Origin of the sequence: Klebsiella sp. SWET4 (genome assembly GCF_024296565.1) — a bacterium.
GTDB lineage: Bacteria > Pseudomonadota > Gammaproteobacteria > Enterobacterales > Enterobacteriaceae > Klebsiella > Klebsiella variicola.
Genome location: NZ_JANCOB010000002.1, coordinates 1 through 20,351 on the forward strand (window position 1 = coordinate 1; position 20,351 = coordinate 20,351).

The 20,351-nt window shown below is 55.6% G+C and carries 19 protein-coding genes and 1 rRNA gene; 7 read left to right on the forward strand and 13 right to left on the reverse strand.

The window, feature by feature from the left end; genetic code table 11:
* Positions 1–90: 90 nt before the first annotated feature.
* Positions 91–206, forward strand: a 5S ribosomal RNA gene (gene rrf / locus NKJ21_RS06750).
* Between the two features lie 435 nt (positions 207–641).
* On the opposite strand, the gene NKJ21_RS06755 is transcribed toward rrf, so the two are convergent.
* From NKJ21_RS06755 to NKJ21_RS06765, 3 genes are all read right to left on the reverse strand, one after another.
* A complete protein-coding gene (locus tag NKJ21_RS06755; protein WP_004206262.1) occupies positions 642–863 on the reverse strand; it encodes a membrane protein in 222 nt (73 codons plus the stop codon).
* A gap of 296 nt (positions 864–1,159) precedes the next feature.
* Positions 1,160–4,270 (reverse strand): efflux RND transporter permease subunit, encoded by a 3,111-nt coding sequence (locus NKJ21_RS06760; RefSeq protein ID WP_117108824.1) that lies wholly within the window; start codon positions 4,268–4,270, stop codon positions 1,160–1,162.
* A 12-nt stretch (positions 4,271–4,282) separates the two neighbouring features.
* Complete coding sequence (locus NKJ21_RS06765) at positions 4,283–5,422, reverse strand: efflux RND transporter periplasmic adaptor subunit (protein WP_008806702.1); 1,140 nt, start codon at positions 5,420–5,422, stop codon at positions 4,283–4,285.
* A gap of 378 nt (positions 5,423–5,800) precedes the next feature.
* Between NKJ21_RS06765 and envR the strand changes: the two genes are divergently transcribed.
* Positions 5,801–6,454, forward strand: a complete 654-nt coding sequence (gene envR / locus NKJ21_RS06770) for an acrEF/envCD operon transcriptional regulator (RefSeq protein ID WP_008806701.1) — start codon at positions 5,801–5,803, stop codon at positions 6,452–6,454.
* 84 nt (positions 6,455–6,538) lie between these two features.
* Here the strand turns inward: envR and fis are convergent, their stop codons facing one another.
* From fis to msrP, 10 genes are all read right to left on the reverse strand, one after another.
* Positions 6,539–6,835 carry a DNA-binding transcriptional regulator Fis gene (gene fis / locus NKJ21_RS06775; protein WP_000462905.1) on the reverse strand — a complete coding sequence of 99 codons (297 nt, stop codon included), beginning with the start codon at positions 6,833–6,835 and terminating at the stop codon, positions 6,539–6,541.
* Between the two features lie 24 nt (positions 6,836–6,859).
* Complete coding sequence (gene dusB, locus NKJ21_RS06780; protein WP_008806700.1) at positions 6,860–7,825, reverse strand: tRNA dihydrouridine synthase DusB; 966 nt, start codon at positions 7,823–7,825, stop codon at positions 6,860–6,862.
* Positions 7,826–8,182: 357 nt separating this feature from the next.
* Positions 8,183–9,064 (reverse strand): 50S ribosomal protein L11 methyltransferase, encoded by an 882-nt coding sequence (prmA, locus tag NKJ21_RS06785; RefSeq protein WP_008806699.1) that lies wholly within the window; start codon positions 9,062–9,064, stop codon positions 8,183–8,185.
* Positions 9,065–9,075: 11 nt separating this feature from the next.
* Positions 9,076–10,527 (reverse strand): sodium/pantothenate symporter, encoded by a 1,452-nt coding sequence (gene panF, locus NKJ21_RS06790; protein ID WP_023298282.1) that lies wholly within the window; start codon positions 10,525–10,527, stop codon positions 9,076–9,078.
* Positions 10,517–10,759: a YhdT family protein gene (locus tag NKJ21_RS06795; RefSeq protein ID WP_012540445.1), complete on the reverse strand. Its 243-nt coding sequence runs from the start codon at positions 10,757–10,759 to the stop codon at positions 10,517–10,519. The genes panF and NKJ21_RS06795 overlap by 11 nt, the downstream gene beginning before the upstream one ends.
* Positions 10,760–10,869: 110 nt before the next feature.
* A complete protein-coding gene (accC, locus tag NKJ21_RS06800) occupies positions 10,870–12,219 on the reverse strand; it encodes an acetyl-CoA carboxylase biotin carboxylase subunit (protein WP_008806697.1) in 1,350 nt (449 codons plus the stop codon).
* A gap of 10 nt (positions 12,220–12,229) precedes the next feature.
* On the reverse strand, positions 12,230–12,697 hold the full coding sequence (accB, locus tag NKJ21_RS06805) for an acetyl-CoA carboxylase biotin carboxyl carrier protein (protein ID WP_008806696.1): 468 nt from the start codon (positions 12,695–12,697) through the stop codon (positions 12,230–12,232).
* A 22-nt stretch (positions 12,698–12,719) separates the two neighbouring features.
* The gene (gene aroQ / locus NKJ21_RS06810) at positions 12,720–13,172 is read right to left on the reverse strand and encodes a type II 3-dehydroquinate dehydratase (protein WP_012540446.1); all 453 of its coding nucleotides are present in this window, start codon (positions 13,170–13,172) and stop codon (positions 12,720–12,722) included.
* A gap of 232 nt (positions 13,173–13,404) precedes the next feature.
* Positions 13,405–14,004, reverse strand: coding sequence for a protein-methionine-sulfoxide reductase heme-binding subunit MsrQ (msrQ, locus tag NKJ21_RS06815; protein ID WP_012540447.1), 600 nt, complete (start codon positions 14,002–14,004; stop codon positions 13,405–13,407).
* The gene (gene msrP, locus NKJ21_RS06820) at positions 14,004–15,005 is read right to left on the reverse strand and encodes a protein-methionine-sulfoxide reductase catalytic subunit MsrP (RefSeq protein ID WP_012540448.1); all 1,002 of its coding nucleotides are present in this window, start codon (positions 15,003–15,005) and stop codon (positions 14,004–14,006) included. Before msrP ends, msrQ begins: the two co-directional genes overlap by 1 nt.
* Before the next feature lie 228 nt (positions 15,006–15,233).
* Here msrP and NKJ21_RS06825 point away from each other — a divergent pair, with 228 nt between their 5' ends.
* The 5 genes from NKJ21_RS06825 (at position 15,234) to mreD (ending at position 20,345) form a co-directional block, all read left to right on the forward strand.
* A complete protein-coding gene (locus tag NKJ21_RS06825; protein ID WP_032691257.1) occupies positions 15,234–15,425 on the forward strand; it encodes a hypothetical protein in 192 nt (63 codons plus the stop codon).
* A 79-nt stretch (positions 15,426–15,504) separates the two neighbouring features.
* On the forward strand, positions 15,505–17,445 hold the full coding sequence (gene csrD, locus NKJ21_RS06830) for an RNase E specificity factor CsrD (protein ID WP_008806692.1): 1,941 nt from the start codon (positions 15,505–15,507) through the stop codon (positions 17,443–17,445).
* Between the two features lie 305 nt (positions 17,446–17,750).
* Positions 17,751–18,794, forward strand: coding sequence for a rod shape-determining protein MreB (mreB, locus tag NKJ21_RS06835; RefSeq protein WP_002918653.1), 1,044 nt, complete (start codon positions 17,751–17,753; stop codon positions 18,792–18,794).
* A 70-nt stretch (positions 18,795–18,864) separates the two neighbouring features.
* Complete coding sequence (gene mreC, locus NKJ21_RS06840) at positions 18,865–19,857, forward strand: rod shape-determining protein MreC (RefSeq protein ID WP_008806690.1); 993 nt, start codon at positions 18,865–18,867, stop codon at positions 19,855–19,857.
* The gene (gene mreD, locus NKJ21_RS06845) at positions 19,857–20,345 is read left to right on the forward strand and encodes a rod shape-determining protein MreD (RefSeq protein WP_008806689.1); all 489 of its coding nucleotides are present in this window, start codon (positions 19,857–19,859) and stop codon (positions 20,343–20,345) included. The genes mreC and mreD overlap by 1 nt, the downstream gene beginning before the upstream one ends.
* The last annotated feature ends 6 nt before the right edge of the window (positions 20,346–20,351 follow it).

Here is a 20,351-nt window from a genome sequence, read left to right on the forward strand (position 1 = left end):
CGCACCCTTGGTAAGGGTGAGGTCCCCAGTTCGACTCTGGGTATCAGCACCACTTTTTAGGTTAAAGTTCGGCACGTTGTAAAGAATTTGCCTGGCGACAATAGCGCGGCGGTCCCACCTGACCCCATGCCGAACTCAGAAGTGAAACGTCGTAGCGCCGATGGTAGTGTGGGGTCTCCCCATGTGAGAGTAGGGAATCGCCAGGCATCAAATAAAACAAAAGGCCCAGTCGAAAGACTGGGCCTTTTGTTTTTGTTATATCTGTTGTTTGCCGATGAGCGCTCTCCGGAGCAGGACAAATCCGCCGGGAGCGGATTTGAACGTTGCGCAGCAACGGCCGGAGGGTAGCGGGCAGGACGCCCGCCATCATTCCCAGGCATCAAATAAAACGAAAGGCTCAGCGGAAGACCGGGCTTTTTTGTTTTTTGCGGCCAGACGCGCCGCCAGCTCCCCCGGTGGCGCTGCGCTTACCGGGGCTACAGACCCCGTAGCCCGGAAAAGGTGCGCAGCACCGCCTCTGGGGAAAGCAGCGGTCATATCAACGTAAATGAAAGGCCCAGTCGTGTGACTGGGCCTTTTGTCTTTCTGGCGACTGAGCCGAAGGGAACGCCTCCAGGCTGAGCATTTGTGGAGCGGAGTTGCTAACGAGTCAGCGCGACGATCCCTAACGTGAGGCCGGCTACCGCGGCGGCCCCCCCGGCGATCGCACCTGCGGTGTCCCAGTTGTCTTCTGTTGTGCCTTTCATACAGGTATTGGTGTGGACTAAGCGGCCTTGCGAGTCATAAACCGGCACGCAAGGAGAGTCATGGGCACAGCCTGCCAGCAGAGAGGCCAGCAGCGCCACGATTAAATACTTTTTCATGATATTACCTCTGGATAATCCGCAGGGTTGTACTGAGAGCCAGTGCAGAACGGAATGGCTTATTTTATCACCGCGGATTGTCCGGCCCGGATGCCGAAATCATCTCAATTTATGAGCCGCGTAAATATCGTGAAGATAAGCCCGGGAATATGCAGAAAAGATGGAGAGAAAGATTGTGATTCAGCGATGCTGCGTGCGATGGCGGTTGCCAGACTGAGGGGAGTTTAGTTTAGCTGGCGACCAATATTCCATGCAAAAAAAGCGCCCGGAGGGGGCGCCTTCAAGACATAGCCGAATTATTCAGCGTGCCGGGTAAAGCGTCGCCTAACGACCACGAAGAACACCGGGACAAAGAAAATCGCCAGCAGTGTCGCGGTAAGCATCCCGCCCATCACGCCGGTGCCCACTGCATTCTGAGCCCCGCTACCGGCACCATGGCTAATCACCAGCGGCATAACCCCGAGGATAAAAGCCAGAGATGTCATAAGAATAGGGCGCAGACGCATCCGCGATGCCTCCAGCGTGGCCTCAATGATCCCTTTCCCTTCTTTCTCCATCAGATCCTTGGCGAACTCAACGATCAGGATCGCATTCTTTGCCGACAAACCGATCGTAGTCAAAAGACCGACCTGGAAGTAAACGTCATTATTCAGCCCACGCAGCGTGGCGGCTAACAGCGCGCCAATGACCCCCAGCGGAACCACTAACATGACTGAGAAGGGGATCGACCAGCTCTCATACAGCGCTGCCAGGCACAGGAAGACGACGATCAATGAGATGGCATAAAGTGCAGGCGCCTGGTTGCCGGAGAGCCGTTCCTGGTAAGACATCCCGGTCCAGTCGTAACCGATGCCGCTCGGCAGTTTACTGGTCAGTTGTTCCATCAGGGCCATGGCTTCCCCGGTACTTTTTCCTGGCGAGGCTTCACCGAGGATCTCCATGGACGGCAAGCCGTTGTAGCGCTCCAGACGCGGCGAGCCATATATCCAGCGTGAAGTGACAAAGGCGGAGAACGGAACCATTTCGCCGTTGGCGCTACGAACGTACATGTTGTTAATGTCGCTCGGCAGCATACGGAAATGGGCATCAGCCTGGACGTACACTTTTTTCACGCGGCCGCGGTCGATAAAGTCATTGACATAGTACCCCCCCAGCGCCGCAGATATCGTTTCATTGATATCGGAGAGGGATACGCCCAGCGCCTGCGCTTTTTCCTGATCGACATCCAGTTTGAACTGCGGCGTATCTTCCAGCCCATTGGGCCGTACCCGGACCAGCTGATCCGGATGCTGTTTCACCATACCGAGCAGTTGGTTTCGCGCCTGGGTCAGGGCGGTATGGCCAAGTCCACCCTGGTCGATCAGCTCAAAGTCGAAGCCGGTGGCGGTACCCAGCTCAATAATGGCCGGCATGTTGAACGGGAAAACCATGGCGTCTTTTATCTGGCTGAAGGCCACGGTGGCCCGTTTAATAATCGACTCAACGTTGTTTTCATCACCGCTACGCGCTTCCCAGGGTTTCAGGCTGACAAACGCCATGCCGGAGTTTTGCCCCTGGCCGCTGAAGCTAAAGCCGTTAACGGTAAAGACGCTTTCAACATTGGCCTTCTCGTTATGCAGATAGTAGTCGGTTACGGTATCCAGCACCTTCTGCGTGCGCTCCTGGGTCGCGCCGGAAGGCAGCTGGATCATGGTCAGGAAGACGCCTTGATCCTCGTCGGGCAGAAAGGACGTGGGCAAACGCATGAACAACACGGCCATCCCCACGACTATCACCAGGTAGATCACCAGATAACGGCCTGTTCCACGCAGAATGCCGCTAACGCTGTTGGTATAGTGATTGACGCTCTGGTCAAAGCGGGCGTTAAACCAGCCGAAAAATCCTTTTTTCTCATGGTGTTCGGCTGAGGCTGGCTTCAACAACGTGGCGCAGAGCGCCGGCGTCAGTACCAGCGCAACCAGCACGGAGAGCGCCATGGCGGAGACGATAGTGATCGAAAACTGACGATAAATCGCGCCAGTCGAGCCGCCGAAGAAGGCCATCGGGACGAATACCGCAGAGAGCACCATGGCGATACCCACCAGCGCTCCCTGGATCTGCGACATCGACTTTTCTGTCGCTTCTTTTGGCGAGAGCTTCTCCTCAACCATTACACGTTCGACGTTTTCCACCACCACGATGGCGTCATCGACCAACAGGCCTATCGCCAGCACCATGCCAAACATCGTCAGGGTGTTGATGGAGTAGCCAAACATCGACAGTACCGCAAAGGTACCCAACAGCACGACAGGAACGGCAATCGTCGGAATGAGCGTTGCGCGCATGTTCTGCAGAAACAGATACATGACAAGAAAGACGAGGATAATTGCCTCAAAGAGCGTTTTAACCACTTCGTGAATGGAGATTTTGACGAAAGGGGTCGTATCGTACGGATAGACAACCTTCATCCCCTGAGGGAAATAGGGCTGCAGCTCGGCCAGCTTCGCTTTAATCGCGGTGGCAGTATCCAGCGCGTTGGCGCCGGTCGCAAGCTTAATACCCAGACCAGAGGCGGGTTTACCGTTAATTCTCGCGACGACGTTGTAGTTTTCTCCCCCCAGCTCAATGCGGGCGACGTCTTTCAGATGGACGACCGAACCATCGGCATTGACCCGGAGTGTAACCTTGCCAAACTCCTGCGGATCTTTAAGCCGCGTCTGAGCGATGATCGACGCGTTCAGTTGCTGACCTTTCAGCGCCGGCGTACCGCCCAACTGACCCGCGGCGATCTGATCGTTCTGAACCTTCAGCGCATTGATGACGTCGACCGGCGTGAGGTTGTATTTATTCAGCAAATTGCCGTCCAGCCAGACGCGCATGGCGTACTGCGCGCCGAACAGCTGCACATCGCCCACGCCGTTGAGGCGGCTGATAGGGTCTTTCACGTTGGAGGCGACATAGTCAGAAATATCGTCCTGGGTGGTGGCCGGGTTATCAGAGATAAAGCCGGCAACCAGCAGGAAGCTGCTGCTGGATTTTTCGACGCTAATCCCTTGCTGCTGTACTTCCTGAGGCAGCAGCGGCGTAGCCAACTGCAGTTTGTTTTGCACCTGCACCTGGGCGATATCCGGATCGGTGCCGGACTTAAAGGTGAGCGTAATGGTTACCGAGCCAGCGGAGTCGCTGGTTGACGACATATACATCAGGTTGTCGATACCGTTCATATTCTGTTCGATAACCTGAGTGACCGTATCCTGCACGGTTTGGGCATCCGCACCCGGGTAGGTGGCGGAGATCGCCACCGCAGGGGGCGCAATCGTCGGATACTGCGCTATCGGTAGCTGCAGGATGGCCAGGCCGCCGGCAATCATCATAATGATGGCCAGCACCCAGGCGAAGACCGGTCGATGGATAAAAAACTTAGACATGGCTGAGTATCCTTATTGTGCGGCCGGTGCCGCACGCTCCGCTTCCGCTTTGACGGTGACGCCTGGACGGACTTTCTGTAAGCCGCTGACAATCACTTTATCGCCCGGCTTCAGCCCGCTGGTGATGAGCCATTTATCGCCAACGGCCTGAGTCGCGACCACTTCCCGGGTTTCAACCTGGTTTTTGTCATTCACCAACATCACGGAGGCATCGCCCCGCGGCGTGCGGGTCACTCCCTGCTGCGGCACCAGGATGGCCTGCGGATCGACACCTTCGTCTATGCGAGCACGGACGAACATCCCCGGCAGCAGGGCATGCTGCGGGTTAGGGAAGATAGCGCGTAGCGTGATAGAGCCCGTGCTTTCATCGACAGTGACGTCAGAGAACTGCAGCGACCCTTTAAGCGGATAGGCCTGGCCGTTCTCCATCACCAGCTCAACGCTTTTTGTATCACCGCCGCGCTGCAGGCTTTCCTGCTTAAGGCGCATAAAGTCATTGCTGGACTCCGTCACGTCGACATAGATGGGGTCGAGCTGCTGGACGGTGGCCAGGGCATCCGACTGACCGTTGGTGACCAGCGCGCCCTCGGTGACGCTCGATTTGCCGATGCGCCCGCTTATGGGGGAGGTCACTTTGGTGTAGGCCAGGTTGATACGGGCGGTGTCTACGGCGGCTTTGGTGGCGATGACGTCGGCGTCGGCCTGGCGTGCGGTGGCCACCGCCTGATCGTATTCCTGCTGGCTGATATATTTGGTACCCAGCAGTGGAACGTAGCGTTTCACCGTCAAATGGGCGATGGCGGCTGCGGCTTCGGCCTTGGCCTCATCGCCTTTCGCGCTGTTCCAGGCGGCCTGATAGGTTGCCGGATCGATCTGATAGAGCGACTGACCTGCTTCGACATCACTTCCTTCAACAAAGTTACGCTTCAGGATGATACCGCTCACCTGGGGGCGGACTTCCGCCACGCGAAAAGCAGAGGTGCGGCCTGGCAGTTCGGTGGTGACCGACAACGGCGCACTGTTCACGACATGGACCGTCACCTGCGGCGCCTGTGCATGGGGTTGCGGGTTGCCCGAATTATCGCAGCCGGTAAGCAACAAGGCAGAGATAATTAAACCGGATAAAAGTGTCACTCTGGCGTGAGTTGTCATTGCGGTTCCTTATAGATTACGTGCCAAATTCGGCGGCGAATCTGTGAAAGAAAGAGGGAATCAAAAAGCAGTTTGCCATCCTACAAATAAACGCCATTGGATGTAAGAGATACTTATTTTTAAGCAATCAGCAAGGCACGCAAAAACAAAAAAATGGCCGATCTGTTTTTACTATTTATCTTAATTGTAAAACATAATAAACAGACATTGTTTTAATGAATGAGTTGGCTATTAATATTCATTAAGGTGATTCGTTGGTTTTCTACATCAGAATTAGCTTGTCTGCATTTTTGCTAAATAATATTGTGCACCGAATGTTAGATTAAGGGATCTTCAGAAAAATCTATATTGCCTGTTAATCGGGAACTGAGATCTTATATGGCGAGAAAAACCAAAGAGGAGGCGCTGCGCACGCGGCAGCTCCTGATTGAGTCCGCGATCCAGCAGTTCGCCCTGCGGGGGGTGACCAATACGACCCTGACGGATATCGCTGATGCGGCGGGGGTGACTCGCGGTGCCGTATACTGGCATTTTGCCAGTAAGACCGAGTTGTTTAATGAGATGTGGCAGCAGCAGCCGCCGCTCAGGGATTTGATTCAGCAAAACCTGGCGACAAGGAATGAGCAGGAGCCCTTAAAAGATTTGCGCCAGCGATTTATTGCTGGCCTGCGCTATATTGCTGAGAATCCTCGCCAGCGTGCCCTGATGCAAATCCTTTATCAACGCTGTGAGTTTGCCAGCGATATGTTATCGGAGAGCGAAATTCGCCAACGCATTGGATTTAACTATTCCGTTATTGGCGGCATTCTGCAGCGCTGTGTGCGTAACAATATATTGCCAGCCGAAACAAATATCGACGTGATATTAATTGTTTTACATAGCGCCTTTTCCGGCTTGATTAAAAACTGGCTGCTTGAACCGCAACGCTTCGATCTGTATCAGCAGGCACCTGCGCTGGTGGATAATATTATGGCGGTGGTCTGTGCTGCTCGTTTATCGCAGGAGCCTGTACTGCGGGTAGTGAATCAGTAATGTGTTCTGTCGGCGCAGATAATAAAAAAGGCGCTTCCCCATGCCGAAGAGCGCCTTTTATATCAAGCAAGCAACTGACTAGTATCAGTTCATGCCGTATTTTTTCAGTTTTTTACGCAGTGTACCGCGGTTGATGCCCATCATCAGGGCTGCGCGGGTCTGGTTACCACGGGTGTATTGCATCACCATGTCCAACAGGGGCTGTTCAACTTCAGCCAGTACCAGCTCATACAGGTCATTCACATCCTGACCGTTCAGTTGAGCAAAATAGTTCTTCAGTGCCTGTTTAACCGAGTCACGCAGGGGTTTTTGAGTTACCTGATCCTGAGAGTTAACGGTAGAAACGGTCAGTACGTCAGAATTTACGCGTTGTTCGAACATAGTTCTGTCAGCTCTTTATTTCTATTACGCAAAATTTTCGAAGTATGCCTCCAACGCCTCCAGCTGTTCGCTGGCATCCTCAATGGCGTTGAATGTGCGCCGAAACTGGTCATCTGGAGCATGTTCCTGAAGATACCAGGAGACGTGTTTACGCGCGATTCGGTACCCTTTTGCCTGACCGTAAAAGTCATGCAATTCCCGAACGTGCGCACAAAGCAAGCGCTTAACCTCTGCCAGTGGCAGCGGGGGCAGCAGCTCTCCAGTGTCCAGATAATGCTGGATTTCCCGAAAGATCCAGGGTCTTCCCTGAGCTGCACGGCCTATCATCAGGGCATCAGCCCCTGTATAGTCGAGCACAGCTCTGGCTTTAAGCGGGTCAGTAATGTCACCATTCGCGATAATCGGAATGGAAACTTTCTGCTTAACTGCCCGAATACTGTCGTACTCAGCGTCTCCGTTAAACAAGCAGGCGCGGGTGCGTCCGTGAATAGTCAGAGCCTGAATGCCACACTCTTCGGCCAGTTGGGCAATCTCTACGCAGTTACGGTGTTCCGGTTCCCAACCGGTGCGAATCTTGAGAGTCACAGGAACGTCCACCGCGTTGACGACCGCCGTCAGGATTGACTTCACCTGCTCGGGGTACTGCAAGAGGGCTGAACCTGCAAGCTTGCGATTCACCTTTTTCGCCGGGCATCCCATATTGATATCTATAATCTGGGCGCCACTTTCCACGTTAATCCGCGCGGCTGCAGCCATCTCTTCCGGTACGCTACCGGCGATTTGCACGGTACGAATACCGGGCTCATCAATATGCACCATCCGTAAACGGGACTTGTCGCTCTCCCACACCTGTGGATTAGAGGACATCATCTCGGAAACGGTTAAACCCGCTCCCATCTCATAGCACAGCGTCCGGAATGGTCTGTCAGTAATGCCAGCCATGGGCGCTGCGATCAGGCGATTTCTGAGCTGGTGGTGTCCGATGCGCATGAGTTAAGAAATGACCATACTGTGACTGCAAGGCGGCGTATATTACGCATTTTTTGCACGAGATGAAAGGCCAAACTTTGAGCAATCCTCTGTTGCAGATCAATGAATCCGGGACTAGCGTAAAAGCGATGAATAAATACTTATATTAATCATTACTTTAATTGATGATGGGTAATTTGTGTCCATTTATAAAATCGTAAAACTTCTCGATTTTTCTTAGATAAACTCGCTGCCTGACGGCATAAAACGCTGTTTTTGTAGCCAAAAAAGTACTCTGTAGTGCGATCTGCCTCTCATTTCCAGGCATTATTTGGTGGCTACTGGAAACAAAAATGCGGCCCGCAGGCCGCATTGTGCTTAGTTTTTCCGGCCGGTGATCCGGCACCACTCCTCTTTCTCCACCACCGGGTCGAGGGTGAAGAGCGGGGCGTAGGCTTCGCAGACGCTTTCCGCCTGGCTTGCCAGAATGCCGGAAAGGCCCAGCAGGCCGCCTGTAACCGGCAGGACGCTGATTAATGGGGCCAGCTCACGTAACGGGCCCGCGAGGATGTTTGCGACCACGACATCGGCTTTCATGGCTTCTGGCTGATCCTGCGGCAGATACAGTTCAAGACGCTCGGAGACGCCGTTACGCTGGGCGTTATCACGGCTGGCCTGGATGGCCTGTGGGTCGATATCAATCCCGATCGCTTTAGCGGCACCCAGTTTCAGGGCGGCGATCGCCAGGATGCCGGAACCGCAGCCAAAATCGATAACGGTTTTGCCCTGCAGGTCGAGGCCGTCGAGCCACTGCAGACACATGGCGGTAGTGGGATGAGTGCCGGTACCAAAAGCCAGTCCCGGATCAAGCATCACGTTGACCGCGTTCTCATCGGGGACATCGCGCCAGCTCGGACAAATCCACAGGCGCTCACCGAAACGCATCGGGTGGAAGTTATCCATCCACTCGCGCTCCCAGTCTTTATCTTCCAGCTGTTCAATTTTATGCGCAAAGCCGGCGCCGAGCAGCGGATGCTGCTCCAGTTGGGCAACGACCGCTTTCATATCGGTTTCGGCATCGAACAGGCCGATCACGTCGGTATCGCCCCACAGCCGGGTTTCCCCGGGCAACGGCTCAAATACCGGCGTATCGTGCGTATCCTGGAAGGTGATGGAGACCGATCCGGCCTCCATCAGCGCATCGCTAAGATCTTCTGCGTTCGCGCCGGTAGTATTTAGTTTCAGTTGGATCCATGGCATAGCAAAACTCTTTATTTATCAGTAGTCATCACAGGGGCTGGCGGGACGGGTTGGCCGAAACGGTTCCCGACGACAAAAGCCAACAAACTTAGCAGTAGCGAGGGCACGATAGGATGGAAGCCCAGGAACTGAATATGAAACGTCGCGAGCACGGCATACAGCACGCCGCCCACCAACATCGCGCTGAGCGCCCCGGCAGCGTTTGCCCGCTCCCAGTAAAGGCCCAGCACCAACGGCCATAAAAACACCGCTTCAAGGCCGCCGAAGGCCAGCAGATTGAGCCAGATAATCATTTCCGGTGGCCGCCAGGCGGCCAGCATCATTAATATACCCAGCACTAAGGTGGCGATCGTTGAGATCCGCTTGAGCTTCTGCTCATTGCGTTTTTTTGTTGGCTGCGCGCTGAGCCACAGATCTTTAATGATCGTAGCCGATGCCTGCAGTAAATGGGCGTTCACGTTCGACATAATCGCGGCCATCGGCGCGGCTAAAAACAGTCCTGCAGCCCACGGCGGCAGCACCTGGACCATCAACGTGGGGATCACCAGATCGGGCACGGTGAGGCCCGGCAGGACGGCGCGGCCAAGAGCACCGGCGAGATGCATGCCAAACATCAGAATCGCCACGACGATCGTGCCAATGACAATCCCACGGTGCACGGCTTTGCTGTCTTTATAGGAGATACAGCGTACGGCGGTATGCGGCAGGCCGATAACGCCGAAGCAAACCAGCACCCAGAACGAGGTCATAAAGGTGGGGGACAGGATATCATCCGCACCGTGCGGCGACACCAGCTGTGGGTCGATCCGCTGCAGTGTGTCCACCGCCTGATGCAGGCCGCCGGCAGCATGGACGACACCAACCAGCAGGACGATCGTCCCGATCAACATCACCATTCCCTGCATCGTATCGTTGAGTACGCTGGCGCGGAAGCCGCCGAAAGCGGTATACAGCGCGATGGTGATCCCAAAGAGCAGCAGACCGGTTTCGTACTTGATCCCGGCAGCGGTTTCCAGCAGGCGCGCGCCGCCAATAAACTGCACCGCGATGGCCCCGACAAAGGCCACCAGCAGGCTGACGCTGGCAATCCATACCACCGCGCGGCTTTGGTAGCGCGCCTGCAGCATATCGTTAAGGGTAATAGCATTGTAGCGTCGCGCCAGGATCGCGAACTTCTTGCCGAGGATCCCGAGAGAGAGCCAGATCGTCGGTACCTGGATCATCGCCAGCAGTACCCAACCCAGCCCATATTTATAGGCGGCGCCGGGGCCGCCTATAAACGAGCTGGCGCTAATATAGGTGGCGGTGAGGGTCATGGCTAATACAAACCCCCCCATCGATCGACTGCCGAGGAAATACTCGCTAAGGAAGTTCCCGGTGCTGCGTTTACGCATCGCGTAAATCGACAGCCCGAAGACCACAAACAGATAAGCGATCAGCACCACGATAATCTCAAGCTGCATCGTTATCCTCCAGAGAGATATCACGGAAGATAAAGCGCACCATCGCCCAGCACAGCAGTATAAACAGCAGCGGCACCAGCAGGCAGGCCATTTCAAACCAGTGGGGCAGGCCGGTAAAACCGATACTGACGCCCGGCAGATAGGCCGCCGCCAGCCAGGCGGCAAGATAGAGAAGGGTCAGCCACAGCGCCCAGCGCGCTTCTTTATGGGCCTGAACAAAGCGTTTGTCCATTTTTTGTCCCTTGAGGATGAAGAAAGCGGGGATTGTACCGCATGGAAAAGTCGAGGGGAGAGAAAAAGAAAAAAGGCCGGATTAACCGGCCTTTTGCAGCAAATACAGGATTATTTTTCCTGCAGTCCGAGCTTTTTCTCCAGATAGTGGATGTTAGTGCCACCATGCTGGAAGTTCTCGTCGCTCATAATGCGCATCTGCAGATCGACGTTGGTTTTGATGCCATCGATGATCAGCTCCTGCAGCGCATTCTTCATGCGGGCAATCGCCACGTCACGGCTTTCGCCGTAGCAGATCAGTTTACCGATCATGGAGTCATAGTACGGCGGTACGGTGTAACCGGCGTAGATATGAGACTCCCAGCGCACGCCAAAACCGCCCGGCGCGTGGAAGCGGGTAATTTTACCCGGGCTCGGCAGGAAGGTGTTCGGGTCTTCGGCGTTGATACGGCATTCCACCGCATGGCCTCTGACGACCACTTCATCCTGCTTGATGGACAGCGGCTGGCCAGCTGCAATACGCAGCTGCTCTTTGATCAGGTCAACGCCGGTGATCATTTCGGTAACCGGGTGTTCTACCTGAATACGGGTGTTCATTTCAATGAAGTAGAACTCGCCGTTTTCGAACAGGAACTCGAAGGTGCCCGCTCCGCGGTAGCCGATATCCACACAGGCTTTCGCGCAACGTTCGCCGATGTAGCGACGCAGTTCCGGGGTGATGCCCGGCGCCGGCGCTTCCTCGACCACTTTCTGGTGGCGACGCTGCATGGAGCAGTCACGCTCTGCCAGATAGATAGCGTTACCCTGACCGTCCGCCAGTACCTGGATCTCGATGTGGCGAGGATTTTCCAGGTATTTCTCCATGTAGACCATGTCGTTATTGAAAGCCGCTTTCGCTTCCGCTTTCGTCATGGAGATAGACTGCGCCAGTTCGGCGTCGCTACGCACAACGCGCATACCGCGACCGCCGCCGCCGCCGGAGGCCTTGATGATCACCGGATAGCCAATGCGTTTGGCATGGGCGCGGTTAGCGTCCATATCGTCGGTCAGCGGGCCGTCAGAACCTGGAACGGTCGGGACGCCGGCTTTCTTCATCGCGGTGATTGCGGACACTTTGTCGCCCATCAGGCGGATAGTGTCGGCTTTCGGACCGATGAAGATAAAGCCGGAGCGCTCAACCTGCTCGGCAAAGTTGGCGTTCTCGGAGAGGAAACCATAACCCGGGTGAATCGCTATCGCGCCGGTGATTTCCGCCGCGCTGATGATAGCCGGGATGTTGAGATAGCTTTTTACGGACGGAGCCGGGCCAATACAGACCGTCTCATCCGCTAACAATACGTGTTTTAGATCGCGATCCGCGGTGGAGTGCACAGCGACGGTCTTGATGCCCAGTTCTTTACAGGCACGCAGGATGCGCAATGCGATCTCGCCACGGTTAGCGATGACAATTTTATCCAGCATGTTCGCCTCGTTACTCGATAACTACCAGCGGCTCGTCGAATTCTACCGGTTGGCCGCTTTCGATCAGAATGGCTTTCACCACGCCGGCTTTGTCGGCTTCGATCTGGTTCATCATTTTCATCGCTTCGACGATGCACAGGGTGTCGCCCACGTTAACTTTCTGGCCAACTTCCACAAACGCTTTCGCGTCCGGGCTTGGCGTACGATAGAAAGTACCAACCATCGGGGAACGTACGATGTGACCACTGATTTCCGCTTTTGCCGGCGCTTCAGCTGCAGCAGCTGGTGCGGCAGCCGCGGCGGCAGGCGCCTGAGGCTGCATCATCGGCGCAGCATAAGCCTGCTGCATAACCGGATAGCTTGCGACCGGTGCAGAGCGGCTGATGCGAACAGACTCTTCGCCTTCAGAAATTTCCAGTTCGGAGATACCTGATTCTTCAACCAGCTCGATCAGTTTTTTAATCTTACGAATATCCATGAGTGGGTTCCGTACTCTTTGTTTAGTGTGATTGTGACAGGCGTTTTACCGCCGTCTGTAAAGCGTATGAATAGCCGTCCGCCCCCAGTCCGCAAATGACGCCAGCGGCGACATCTGACAGGTATGAGTGCTGGCGGAAGGGTTCGCGTGCATGCACGTTGCTCAAGTGAATCTCGATAAACGGGATGTTCACGGCAAGCAACGCGTCACGGATTGCTACGCTGGTATGCGCGAACGCGGCCGGATTAATCAGGATATAGTCCACGTTGTCTTTAGCCTGATGAATTCGGTCGATTAACGCATACTCCGCGTTGGACTGCAGGTGATCCAGGCTCACATTCAGCGCCGCCGCCTCAGATGTTAAACGGTTAACAATTTCAGCCAGCGAGAGGGTGCCATACTTATCAGGCTCGCGGGTACCGAGCATGTTAATGTTTGGACCATTCAAAAGCAAAATGTGAAACTTGTCAGCCATCGTGTGGCGATCTCCTGCCATCTTCGGGTAAAAAACAACATATACCTTCAATGCGCCCTTGTCACCTTTTCAGGGTCAGAAAACCCCGTCAGGAAAACCAAAGTCGCACATTATAACGATTTCGTAGCAATTGGCAGCTAAATACTGGTCTTATCAGGGAAGATTATCAACCGCTATCGTAAAAAGAGTCGCGGTTGATAAAAGATCTGCGGGAAACTGCACATTACCGGATTCAGCGCCACCACTGGCGGAACTTCTTATAACGGCATGCCAAAAGCACCACCGCCAGCAGGGCATAAATGATGGGCTGCGGCGAGACGATCTTCACTGACCACAGGTAGTGAATCGGCGCGAGGATCGCCACCAGATAGACGAAATTGTGCAAAAGTTGCCAACGACGGCCCAGTTTTCGCTGCATCGCCTGCGTCGAAGTCGCCGCCAGCGCCAGCAGGATCACCCAGCAGATCATGCCTAACGTCAGATAGGGGCGATTGATAATCTCCGAGCCCAGCAGCGCCAGATTGTTAATGCCCAGCTCCAGCAAGGTGTAGCTGGTCAGGTGCAGCGTCGCCCAGGCAAAACACCATAAACCTAACAGGCGGCGAATGCGAATCAATAATGGCTGCTTCGCATAGCGCGCCAGCGGGGCGACCAGCAGAGTCGCCAGCAGAAATTTAAGCGCCATCCTGCCGGTAAAGTGCTGGATATCCTTGGCCGGATCGGCGCTAAAGTAGCCCTGATGCCCGGCCCAGAACAACCAGACCAGCGGTAAAAACCCCGCCAGGTGGAGGAAGACTTTCAACCACGCGATCTGTTTGACGGTGAAACGCACTAGAAGTTCTCCCGCAAGTTCATACCACGATACAGTGAGGCCACCTCGTCGGCATAGCCGTTAAACAGCAACGTCGGCTGACGTTTCACATCGAGCACACCGCCTGAGCCGATGAACCGCTCGCTGGCCTGCGACCAGCGGGGATGATCGACATGGGGATTAACGTTGGCAAAGAAGCCGTATTCGTCCGGCGCCGCCAGATTCCAGGTGGTCGGCGGCTGCTCGCGCGTCAGCTCAATGCTGACGATGGATTTAATGCCTTTAAAACCGTACTTCCACGGCACGGTCAGGCGGATCGGCGCGCCGTTCTGCGGCGGCAGCGCTTTGCCATACACGCCGACGGTAAGCAGCGTCAAGGGGTGCATGGCTTCGTCAAGTCGCAACCCTTCCACGTAAGGATAAGCAAGTCCCCCGCCGATAAAACGATCTTTCTGCCCGGGCATTTGATCCGGGGCGTAAAGGGTTTTGAAGGCGACATAGCGTGCGTTGCTGGTGGGTTCCACCAGCGCCAACAGTTTATGCAGCGGGAAACCGACCCAGGGAACGACCATCGACCAGGCCTCCACGCAGCGCATACGGTAAATGCGCTCCTCCAGCGGAAAGCGTTTGGTCAGATCGTCATGGTCAAGGGTCAGCGGCTTCGCCACTTCACCGCCGATGGTCAGTGTCCAGGGATCGGTGCGCAGGCTACCTGCGTTCGCCGCCGGGTCGGCTTTATCGAGGCCGAATTCATAAAAGTTATTGTAACCGGCGACCTTATCTTCCGGGGTGAGCGTCAGATTAGCCTGCCACTCGGCGGGTTTAGCAAAGTCCAGGGCCTTGCCCGCCGGGGCCGGCGGGCGGTCATTTCCTTTAAACCAGTCCAGCAGATCGGCCTGCGCGGCGGCGGGAAGCGAAAGCGCCGTCGCGCTGATACCCAGCATTTTCAGCACCTGGCGCCGCTTGAGCATAAAAACGGATTCGGCCGTGACGTCGGCTTCCGTCAGTTTTTTTCTTTTCATGGTGTCCTCCGTCATGCGTTTCCCTAAGCATGACGGAGACGACGATTTATCGCGAATATGTCACGAAAAATTGCAGATTAGGATGAGGAGCCGCCGCCGAAGCAGAGGCGCGGTCGTCCAGGAATCATCGGAAAGTGGCGCAAGACGTTTCCTTTACCGCGCATGACCCGGCATCTTTAGCAGGGAAAAGAGGGCGGCAAGCAGGCCAAACGGTAAACCGGTAATAATTTGCGTCGCTGGCGCGGGTTTGCCATCCTGCGTCTAAAATTAAAGCGCTTCTGGCGCAGGCCGCAGGCGGGCAATGATTGGCAAATTTTTTCTGCCGACTATACTCGCTATCGGCATACTTTCGCCGATAATACGCATTCCATTGCCAGACTCGCCATCTTTGATAGTATGCGTCGCGCTTTAAAAGGTTAATGCTAGCGGCAAGGCGCGCGCCAGCACGGGAGCCTGATGGTTCATCGGGCAGTCATTCACTCGCGGAGTTAACACAGGGATGCGATTAACGACGAAGTTCTCAGCCTTTATCACGCTGCTAACTAGCCTGACCATCTTTGTCACGCTGATTGGCGCTTCGCTGAGTTTTTATAACGGCATTGAGAACAAGGTCGAAAACCGGGTTCAGGCGGTGGCGACCATGCTGGATAACCGGCTCATCACCACCTCTTTTGATCAGCTTGAGCCGCAGCTGGATGAGCTGATGACGCCGATCGAGATCGTGCATATCGATTTCATGCTTAACGGCAAACCACTCTACAGCCACTCCCGAACCGACAGCTACCGCCCGCTTGGCAGCCATGAGCAATTCCGTGAGATCACGGTCCCGTCGCTTAAACACCCCGGTATCACTCTGCATCTGGTCTACGTTGACCCAATGGTGAACTATTTCCGCTCGCTGTCGATCACGGCCCCGCTGTCGATCTCCATCGGCTTTATGGTGGTGATTATTTTCTTCGCCGTCCGCTGGATCCGCCGCCAGCTGGCTGGTCAGGAGCTGCTTGAGCTGCGTTCCACGCGCATCCTGAGCGGCGAGCGCGGGCCGCAGGTGCGCGGATCGGTCTATGAATGGCCAGCCAGCACCAGCAGCGCGCTGGATATGCTGCTGTCGGAGCTGCAATTCGCCAGCGATCAGCGCAGCCGTATGGATACGCTGATTCGCTCCTATGCGGCACAGGATTCTAAAACGGGCCTGAATAACCGCCTGTTCTTTGATAATCAGCTGGCCACGCTGCTGGAAGACCAGGAGAAAGTGGGCGCCTACGGCATCGTCATGATGATCCGTCTGCCGGAGTTCGATCTGCTAAGGGACAACTGGGGACGGGCGGCCGCCGAAGAGCATTACTTCACGCTTATCAACCTGCTCTCTACCTTTATTATGCGTTATCCCGGCGCGCTACTGGCGCGCTATCACCGTAGCGACTTCGCCGTGCTGCTGCCGCACCGCACGTTAAAAGAGGCGGATAGTATCGCCGGGCTGTTGCTGAAGGCCATGGACGCACTGCCGCCGACGCGCATTCTCGATCGCGACGATATGATGCATATCGGGATCTGTGCTTTCCGCAGCGGGCAATCGACAGCGCAGGTGATGGAGCACGCGGAAGCGGCAACGCGCAACGCGGTGCTGCAGGGTAGCAATAGTTGGTCGGTTTACGATGACACCCTTCCTGAGAAAGGCCGCGGCAACGTTCGCTGGCGGACGCTGATCGAACAGATGCTGAGCCGCGGGGGACCGCGGTTGTACCAAAAACCTGCCGTTACCCGCGATGGCCGGGTGCATCACCGTGAACTGATGTCGCGGATGTACGACGGTAAAGAAGAGGTGATCGCCGCCGAGTACATGCCGATGGTGCTGCAGTTTGGTCTGGCGGAGGAGTATGACCGCCTGCAGGTGACGCGCCTGCTGCCATTTTTAGGCTTCTGGCCTGAAGAAAACCTGGCGTTACAGCTGTCGGTGGAGTCGCTGATCCGTCCCCGTTTTCAGCGCTGGCTGCGCGATGCCTTAATGCAGTGTGAAAAATCGCAGCGTCAGCGGATTATTTTTGAACTTGCGGAGGCAGATGTTTGTCAATATATCGGCCGTCTGCAGCCGGTTATGCGGTTGGTTAACGCCCTGGGCGTTCGGGTGGCGGTCGTTCAGGCGGGACTAACCCTGGTGGGAACCAGCTGGATCAAGCAGCTGGATGCGGAGTTGATCAAACTGCATCCTGGGCTGGCGCGCAACATTGAAAAGCGCAGTGAGAACCAGCTGCTGGTGCAAAGTCTGGTGGAAGCCTGCAAAGGCATGCCTATGCAAGTTTTTGCGACGGGCGTACGCAGCCGCAGCGAGTGGTTAGTGCTGTCCCAGTGCGGTGTCACAGGCGGTCAGGGGGAATTTTTTGCGGCCTCACAGCCACTTGACACAAATGTGAAAAAATATTCGCAAAGATACTCGGTTTGATCTGCCGTTTAGCGTGATTTCACGTAGAATAACGCGCGCCATCGTGAAGGGGGTGTGCTTGTCTACTCGCCGGATCATCGCAATGTAAATGCCAGTGACCCTCCTTTGACAGGTTACAAATTCAGGCGTGGAGCGCTGCTGAAGATTTCAGCAATGAACGGAGTCGGAAAAATTTGTAACAAAGGAAATGAACTGCACTAATTTTCACCGCAGCAGGTGATTTTTGCGCCTTGTCGCTGCTGCGTGTGGTTGGTAAAGTAAGCGGATTTTGTTTTCCGCCCCAGCTTTCAGGATTATCCCTTAGTATGTTAAAAAAATTTCGTGGCATGTTTTCCAATGACCTGTCCATTGACCTGGGTACCGCGAATACCCTTATTTACGTAAAAGGACAAGGCATCGTATTGAATGAGCCTTCCGTGGTGGCCATTCGTCAGGATCGTGCCGGATCGCCGAAAAGCGTCGCCGCCGTAGGTCATGAAGCGAAGCAGATGCTCGGCCGTACCCCGGGTAATATCGCGGCGATTCGCCCGATGAAGGACGGCGTCATCGCTGACTTCTTCGTGACGGAAAAGATGCTGCAGCACTTTATCAAACAAGTGCACAGCAACAGCTTTATGCGCCCGAGCCCGCGCGTGCTGGTGTGCGTACCGGTTGGCGCCACCCAGGTTGAGCGTCGTGCGATCCGTGAATCCGCGCAGGGCGCTGGCGCTCGTGAAGTCTTCCTGATCGAAGAGCCGATGGCGGCAGCGATTGGCGCAGGCTTACCGGTTTCTGAAGCGACCGGTTCTATGGTTGTCGATATCGGCGGCGGTACTACCGAAGTCGCGGTTATTTCCCTGAACGGCGTGGTCTACTCTTCTTCCGTGCGTATCGGCGGCGACCGTTTCGACGAAGCCGTGATTAATTACGTGCGTCGTAACTACGGCTCCCTGATCGGTGAAGCGACCGCTGAGCGTATCAAACACGAAATCGGTTCGGCTTACCCGGGCGATGAAGTGCGTGAAATCGAAGTTCGCGGCCGTAACCTGGCGGAAGGCGTACCACGCGGCTTTACCCTGAATTCCAACGAAATTCTTGAAGCGCTGCAGGAGCCGCTGACCGGCATCGTGAGTGCGGTCATGGTTGCTCTGGAGCAGTGCCCGCCGGAACTGGCTTCTGATATCTCCGAGCGCGGGATGGTTCTTACCGGCGGTGGTGCGCTGCTGCGCAACCTGGACCGTCTGTTAATGGAAGAAACCGGTATTCCAGTCGTGGTTGCTGAAGATCCGCTGACCTGCGTAGCGCGTGGCGGCGGCAAGGCGCTGGAAATGATCGACATGCACGGCGGCGACCTGTTTAGCGAAGAGTAGTCAGCCTGAAGGTCTGGGGTGGCTTAGCGGCTGCCCCTGGTCTTTACTGACACGAGAATACGCATAGCCTATGAAGCCAATTTTTAGCCGTGGCCCCTCGCTACAGATTCGCCTTATTCTGGCGGTGCTGGTGGCGCTTGGCGTCATTATCGCCGACAGCCGCCTGGGTACGTTCAGTCAAATCAGAACGTACATGGATACAGCCGTCAGCCCTTTCTACTTTGTCTCTAATGGTCCCCGGGAACTCCTCGACAGCGTATCGCAAACGCTGGCGACCCGCGATCAGCTCGAACTGGAAAACCGCGCGCTGCGTCAGGAACTGTTGCTGAAAAACAGCGATCTGCTGATGCTGGGCCAGTACAAGCAAGAGAACGCGCGTCTGCGTGAACTGCTTGGCTCGCCGCTGCGCCAGGACGAACAAAAAATGGTGACGCAGGTCATCTCAACGGTCAACGACCCCTACAGCGATCAGGTGGTTATTGATAAGGGCAGCGTGAACGGTGTTTACGAAGGCCAGCCGGTTATCAGCGATAAAGGCGTGGTGGGGCAGGTGGTAGCGGTGGCGAAAATGACCAGCCGGGTGCTGCTGATCTGCGATGCCACCCATGCGCTGCCGATCCAGGTCCTGCGTAACGACATTCGCGTGATTGCCGCCGGTAACGGCTGTACTGACGATCTCCAGCTTGAGCATCTGCCGGCGAATACCGATATTCGCGTCGGCGATGTGCTGGTGACCTCTGGTCTCGGTGGCCGCTTCCCGGAAGGGTATCCGGTCGGGGTGGTCTCCTCGGTGAAGCTGGACACTCAGCGCGCCTACACCGTGATTCAGGCGCGTCCGACGGCCGGGCTGCAGCGCTTGCGCTATCTGCTGCTGCTGTGGGGCGCCGATCGCAATGGCGCCAACCCGATGACCCCGGAAGAGGTCCATCGCGTGGCTAACGAGCGCCTGATGCAGATGATGCCGCAGGTACTGCCTGCGCCGGATGCCATGGGGCCGCAGATGCCGGCGCCAGCCACCGGGCTGACGCCATCGCAGCCGTCTCTGCCTGCAGGGGGGCAATAGTGGCAAGTTATCGTAGCCAGGGACGCTGGGTTATCTGGCTCTCGTTTCTTATCGCGCTATTGCTGCAAATTATGCCCTGGCCGGCGGACATCAGCGTTTTCCGGCCCAACTGGGTATTATTGATCCTGCTGTACTGGATCCTCGCCCTGCCGCATCGGGTGAACGTGGGGACGGGCTTCGTGATGGGGGCTATTCTTGATCTCATTAGCGGCTCGACGCTGGGCGTTCGCGCGCTGTCCTTAAGCATTATCGCCTATCTGGTCGCGCTGAAATATCAGCTGTTCCGTAACCTGGCGCTGTGGCAACAAGCGCTGGTGGTCATGCTGTTATCCCTGGCCGTGGATATCATTGTTTTCTGGGCAGAGTTTTTAGTGATCAACGTCTCTTTCCGTCCGGAAGTATTCTGGAGTAGTGTAGTAAACGGTGTCCTCTGGCCATGGCTCTTCCTGCTGATGCGCAAAGTGCGTCAGCAATTTGCAGTGCAATAAGGTTGA

Excerpts from the sequence above, each read along its gene's own strand:
- NKJ21_RS06760 (WP_117108824.1), bottom strand. The coding sequence starts at position 4,270 with ATGTCTAAGTTTTTTATCCATCGACCGGTCTTCGCCTGGGTGCTGGCC.
- csrD (WP_008806692.1), top strand. The coding sequence starts at position 15,505 with ATGCGATTAACGACGAAGTTCTCAGCCTTTATCACGCTGCTAACTAGC.
- accB (WP_008806696.1), bottom strand. The coding sequence starts at position 12,697 with ATGGATATTCGTAAGATTAAAAAACTGATCGAGCTGGTTGAAGAATCA.
- envR (WP_008806701.1), top strand. The coding sequence starts at position 5,801 with ATGGCGAGAAAAACCAAAGAGGAGGCGCTGCGCACGCGGCAGCTCCTG.
- NKJ21_RS06795 (WP_012540445.1), bottom strand. The coding sequence starts at position 10,759 with ATGGACAAACGCTTTGTTCAGGCCCATAAAGAAGCGCGCTGGGCGCTG.
- NKJ21_RS06765 (WP_008806702.1), bottom strand. The coding sequence starts at position 5,422 with ATGACAACTCACGCCAGAGTGACACTTTTATCCGGTTTAATTATCTCT.
- panF (WP_023298282.1), bottom strand. The coding sequence starts at position 10,527 with ATGCAGCTTGAGATTATCGTGGTGCTGATCGCTTATCTGTTTGTGGTC.
- fis (WP_000462905.1), bottom strand. The coding sequence starts at position 6,835 with ATGTTCGAACAACGCGTAAATTCTGACGTACTGACCGTTTCTACCGTT.
- mreB (WP_002918653.1), top strand. The coding sequence starts at position 17,751 with ATGTTAAAAAAATTTCGTGGCATGTTTTCCAATGACCTGTCCATTGAC.
- msrP (WP_012540448.1), bottom strand. The coding sequence starts at position 15,005 with ATGAAAAGAAAAAAACTGACGGAAGCCGACGTCACGGCCGAATCCGTT.
- dusB (WP_008806700.1), bottom strand. The coding sequence starts at position 7,825 with ATGCGCATCGGACACCACCAGCTCAGAAATCGCCTGATCGCAGCGCCC.
- NKJ21_RS06755 (WP_004206262.1), bottom strand. The coding sequence starts at position 863 with ATGAAAAAGTATTTAATCGTGGCGCTGCTGGCCTCTCTGCTGGCAGGC.
- mreC (WP_008806690.1), top strand. The coding sequence starts at position 18,865 with ATGAAGCCAATTTTTAGCCGTGGCCCCTCGCTACAGATTCGCCTTATT.
- prmA (WP_008806699.1), bottom strand. The coding sequence starts at position 9,064 with ATGCCATGGATCCAACTGAAACTAAATACTACCGGCGCGAACGCAGAA.
- aroQ (WP_012540446.1), bottom strand. The coding sequence starts at position 13,172 with ATGGCTGACAAGTTTCACATTTTGCTTTTGAATGGTCCAAACATTAAC.
- accC (WP_008806697.1), bottom strand. The coding sequence starts at position 12,219 with ATGCTGGATAAAATTGTCATCGCTAACCGTGGCGAGATCGCATTGCGC.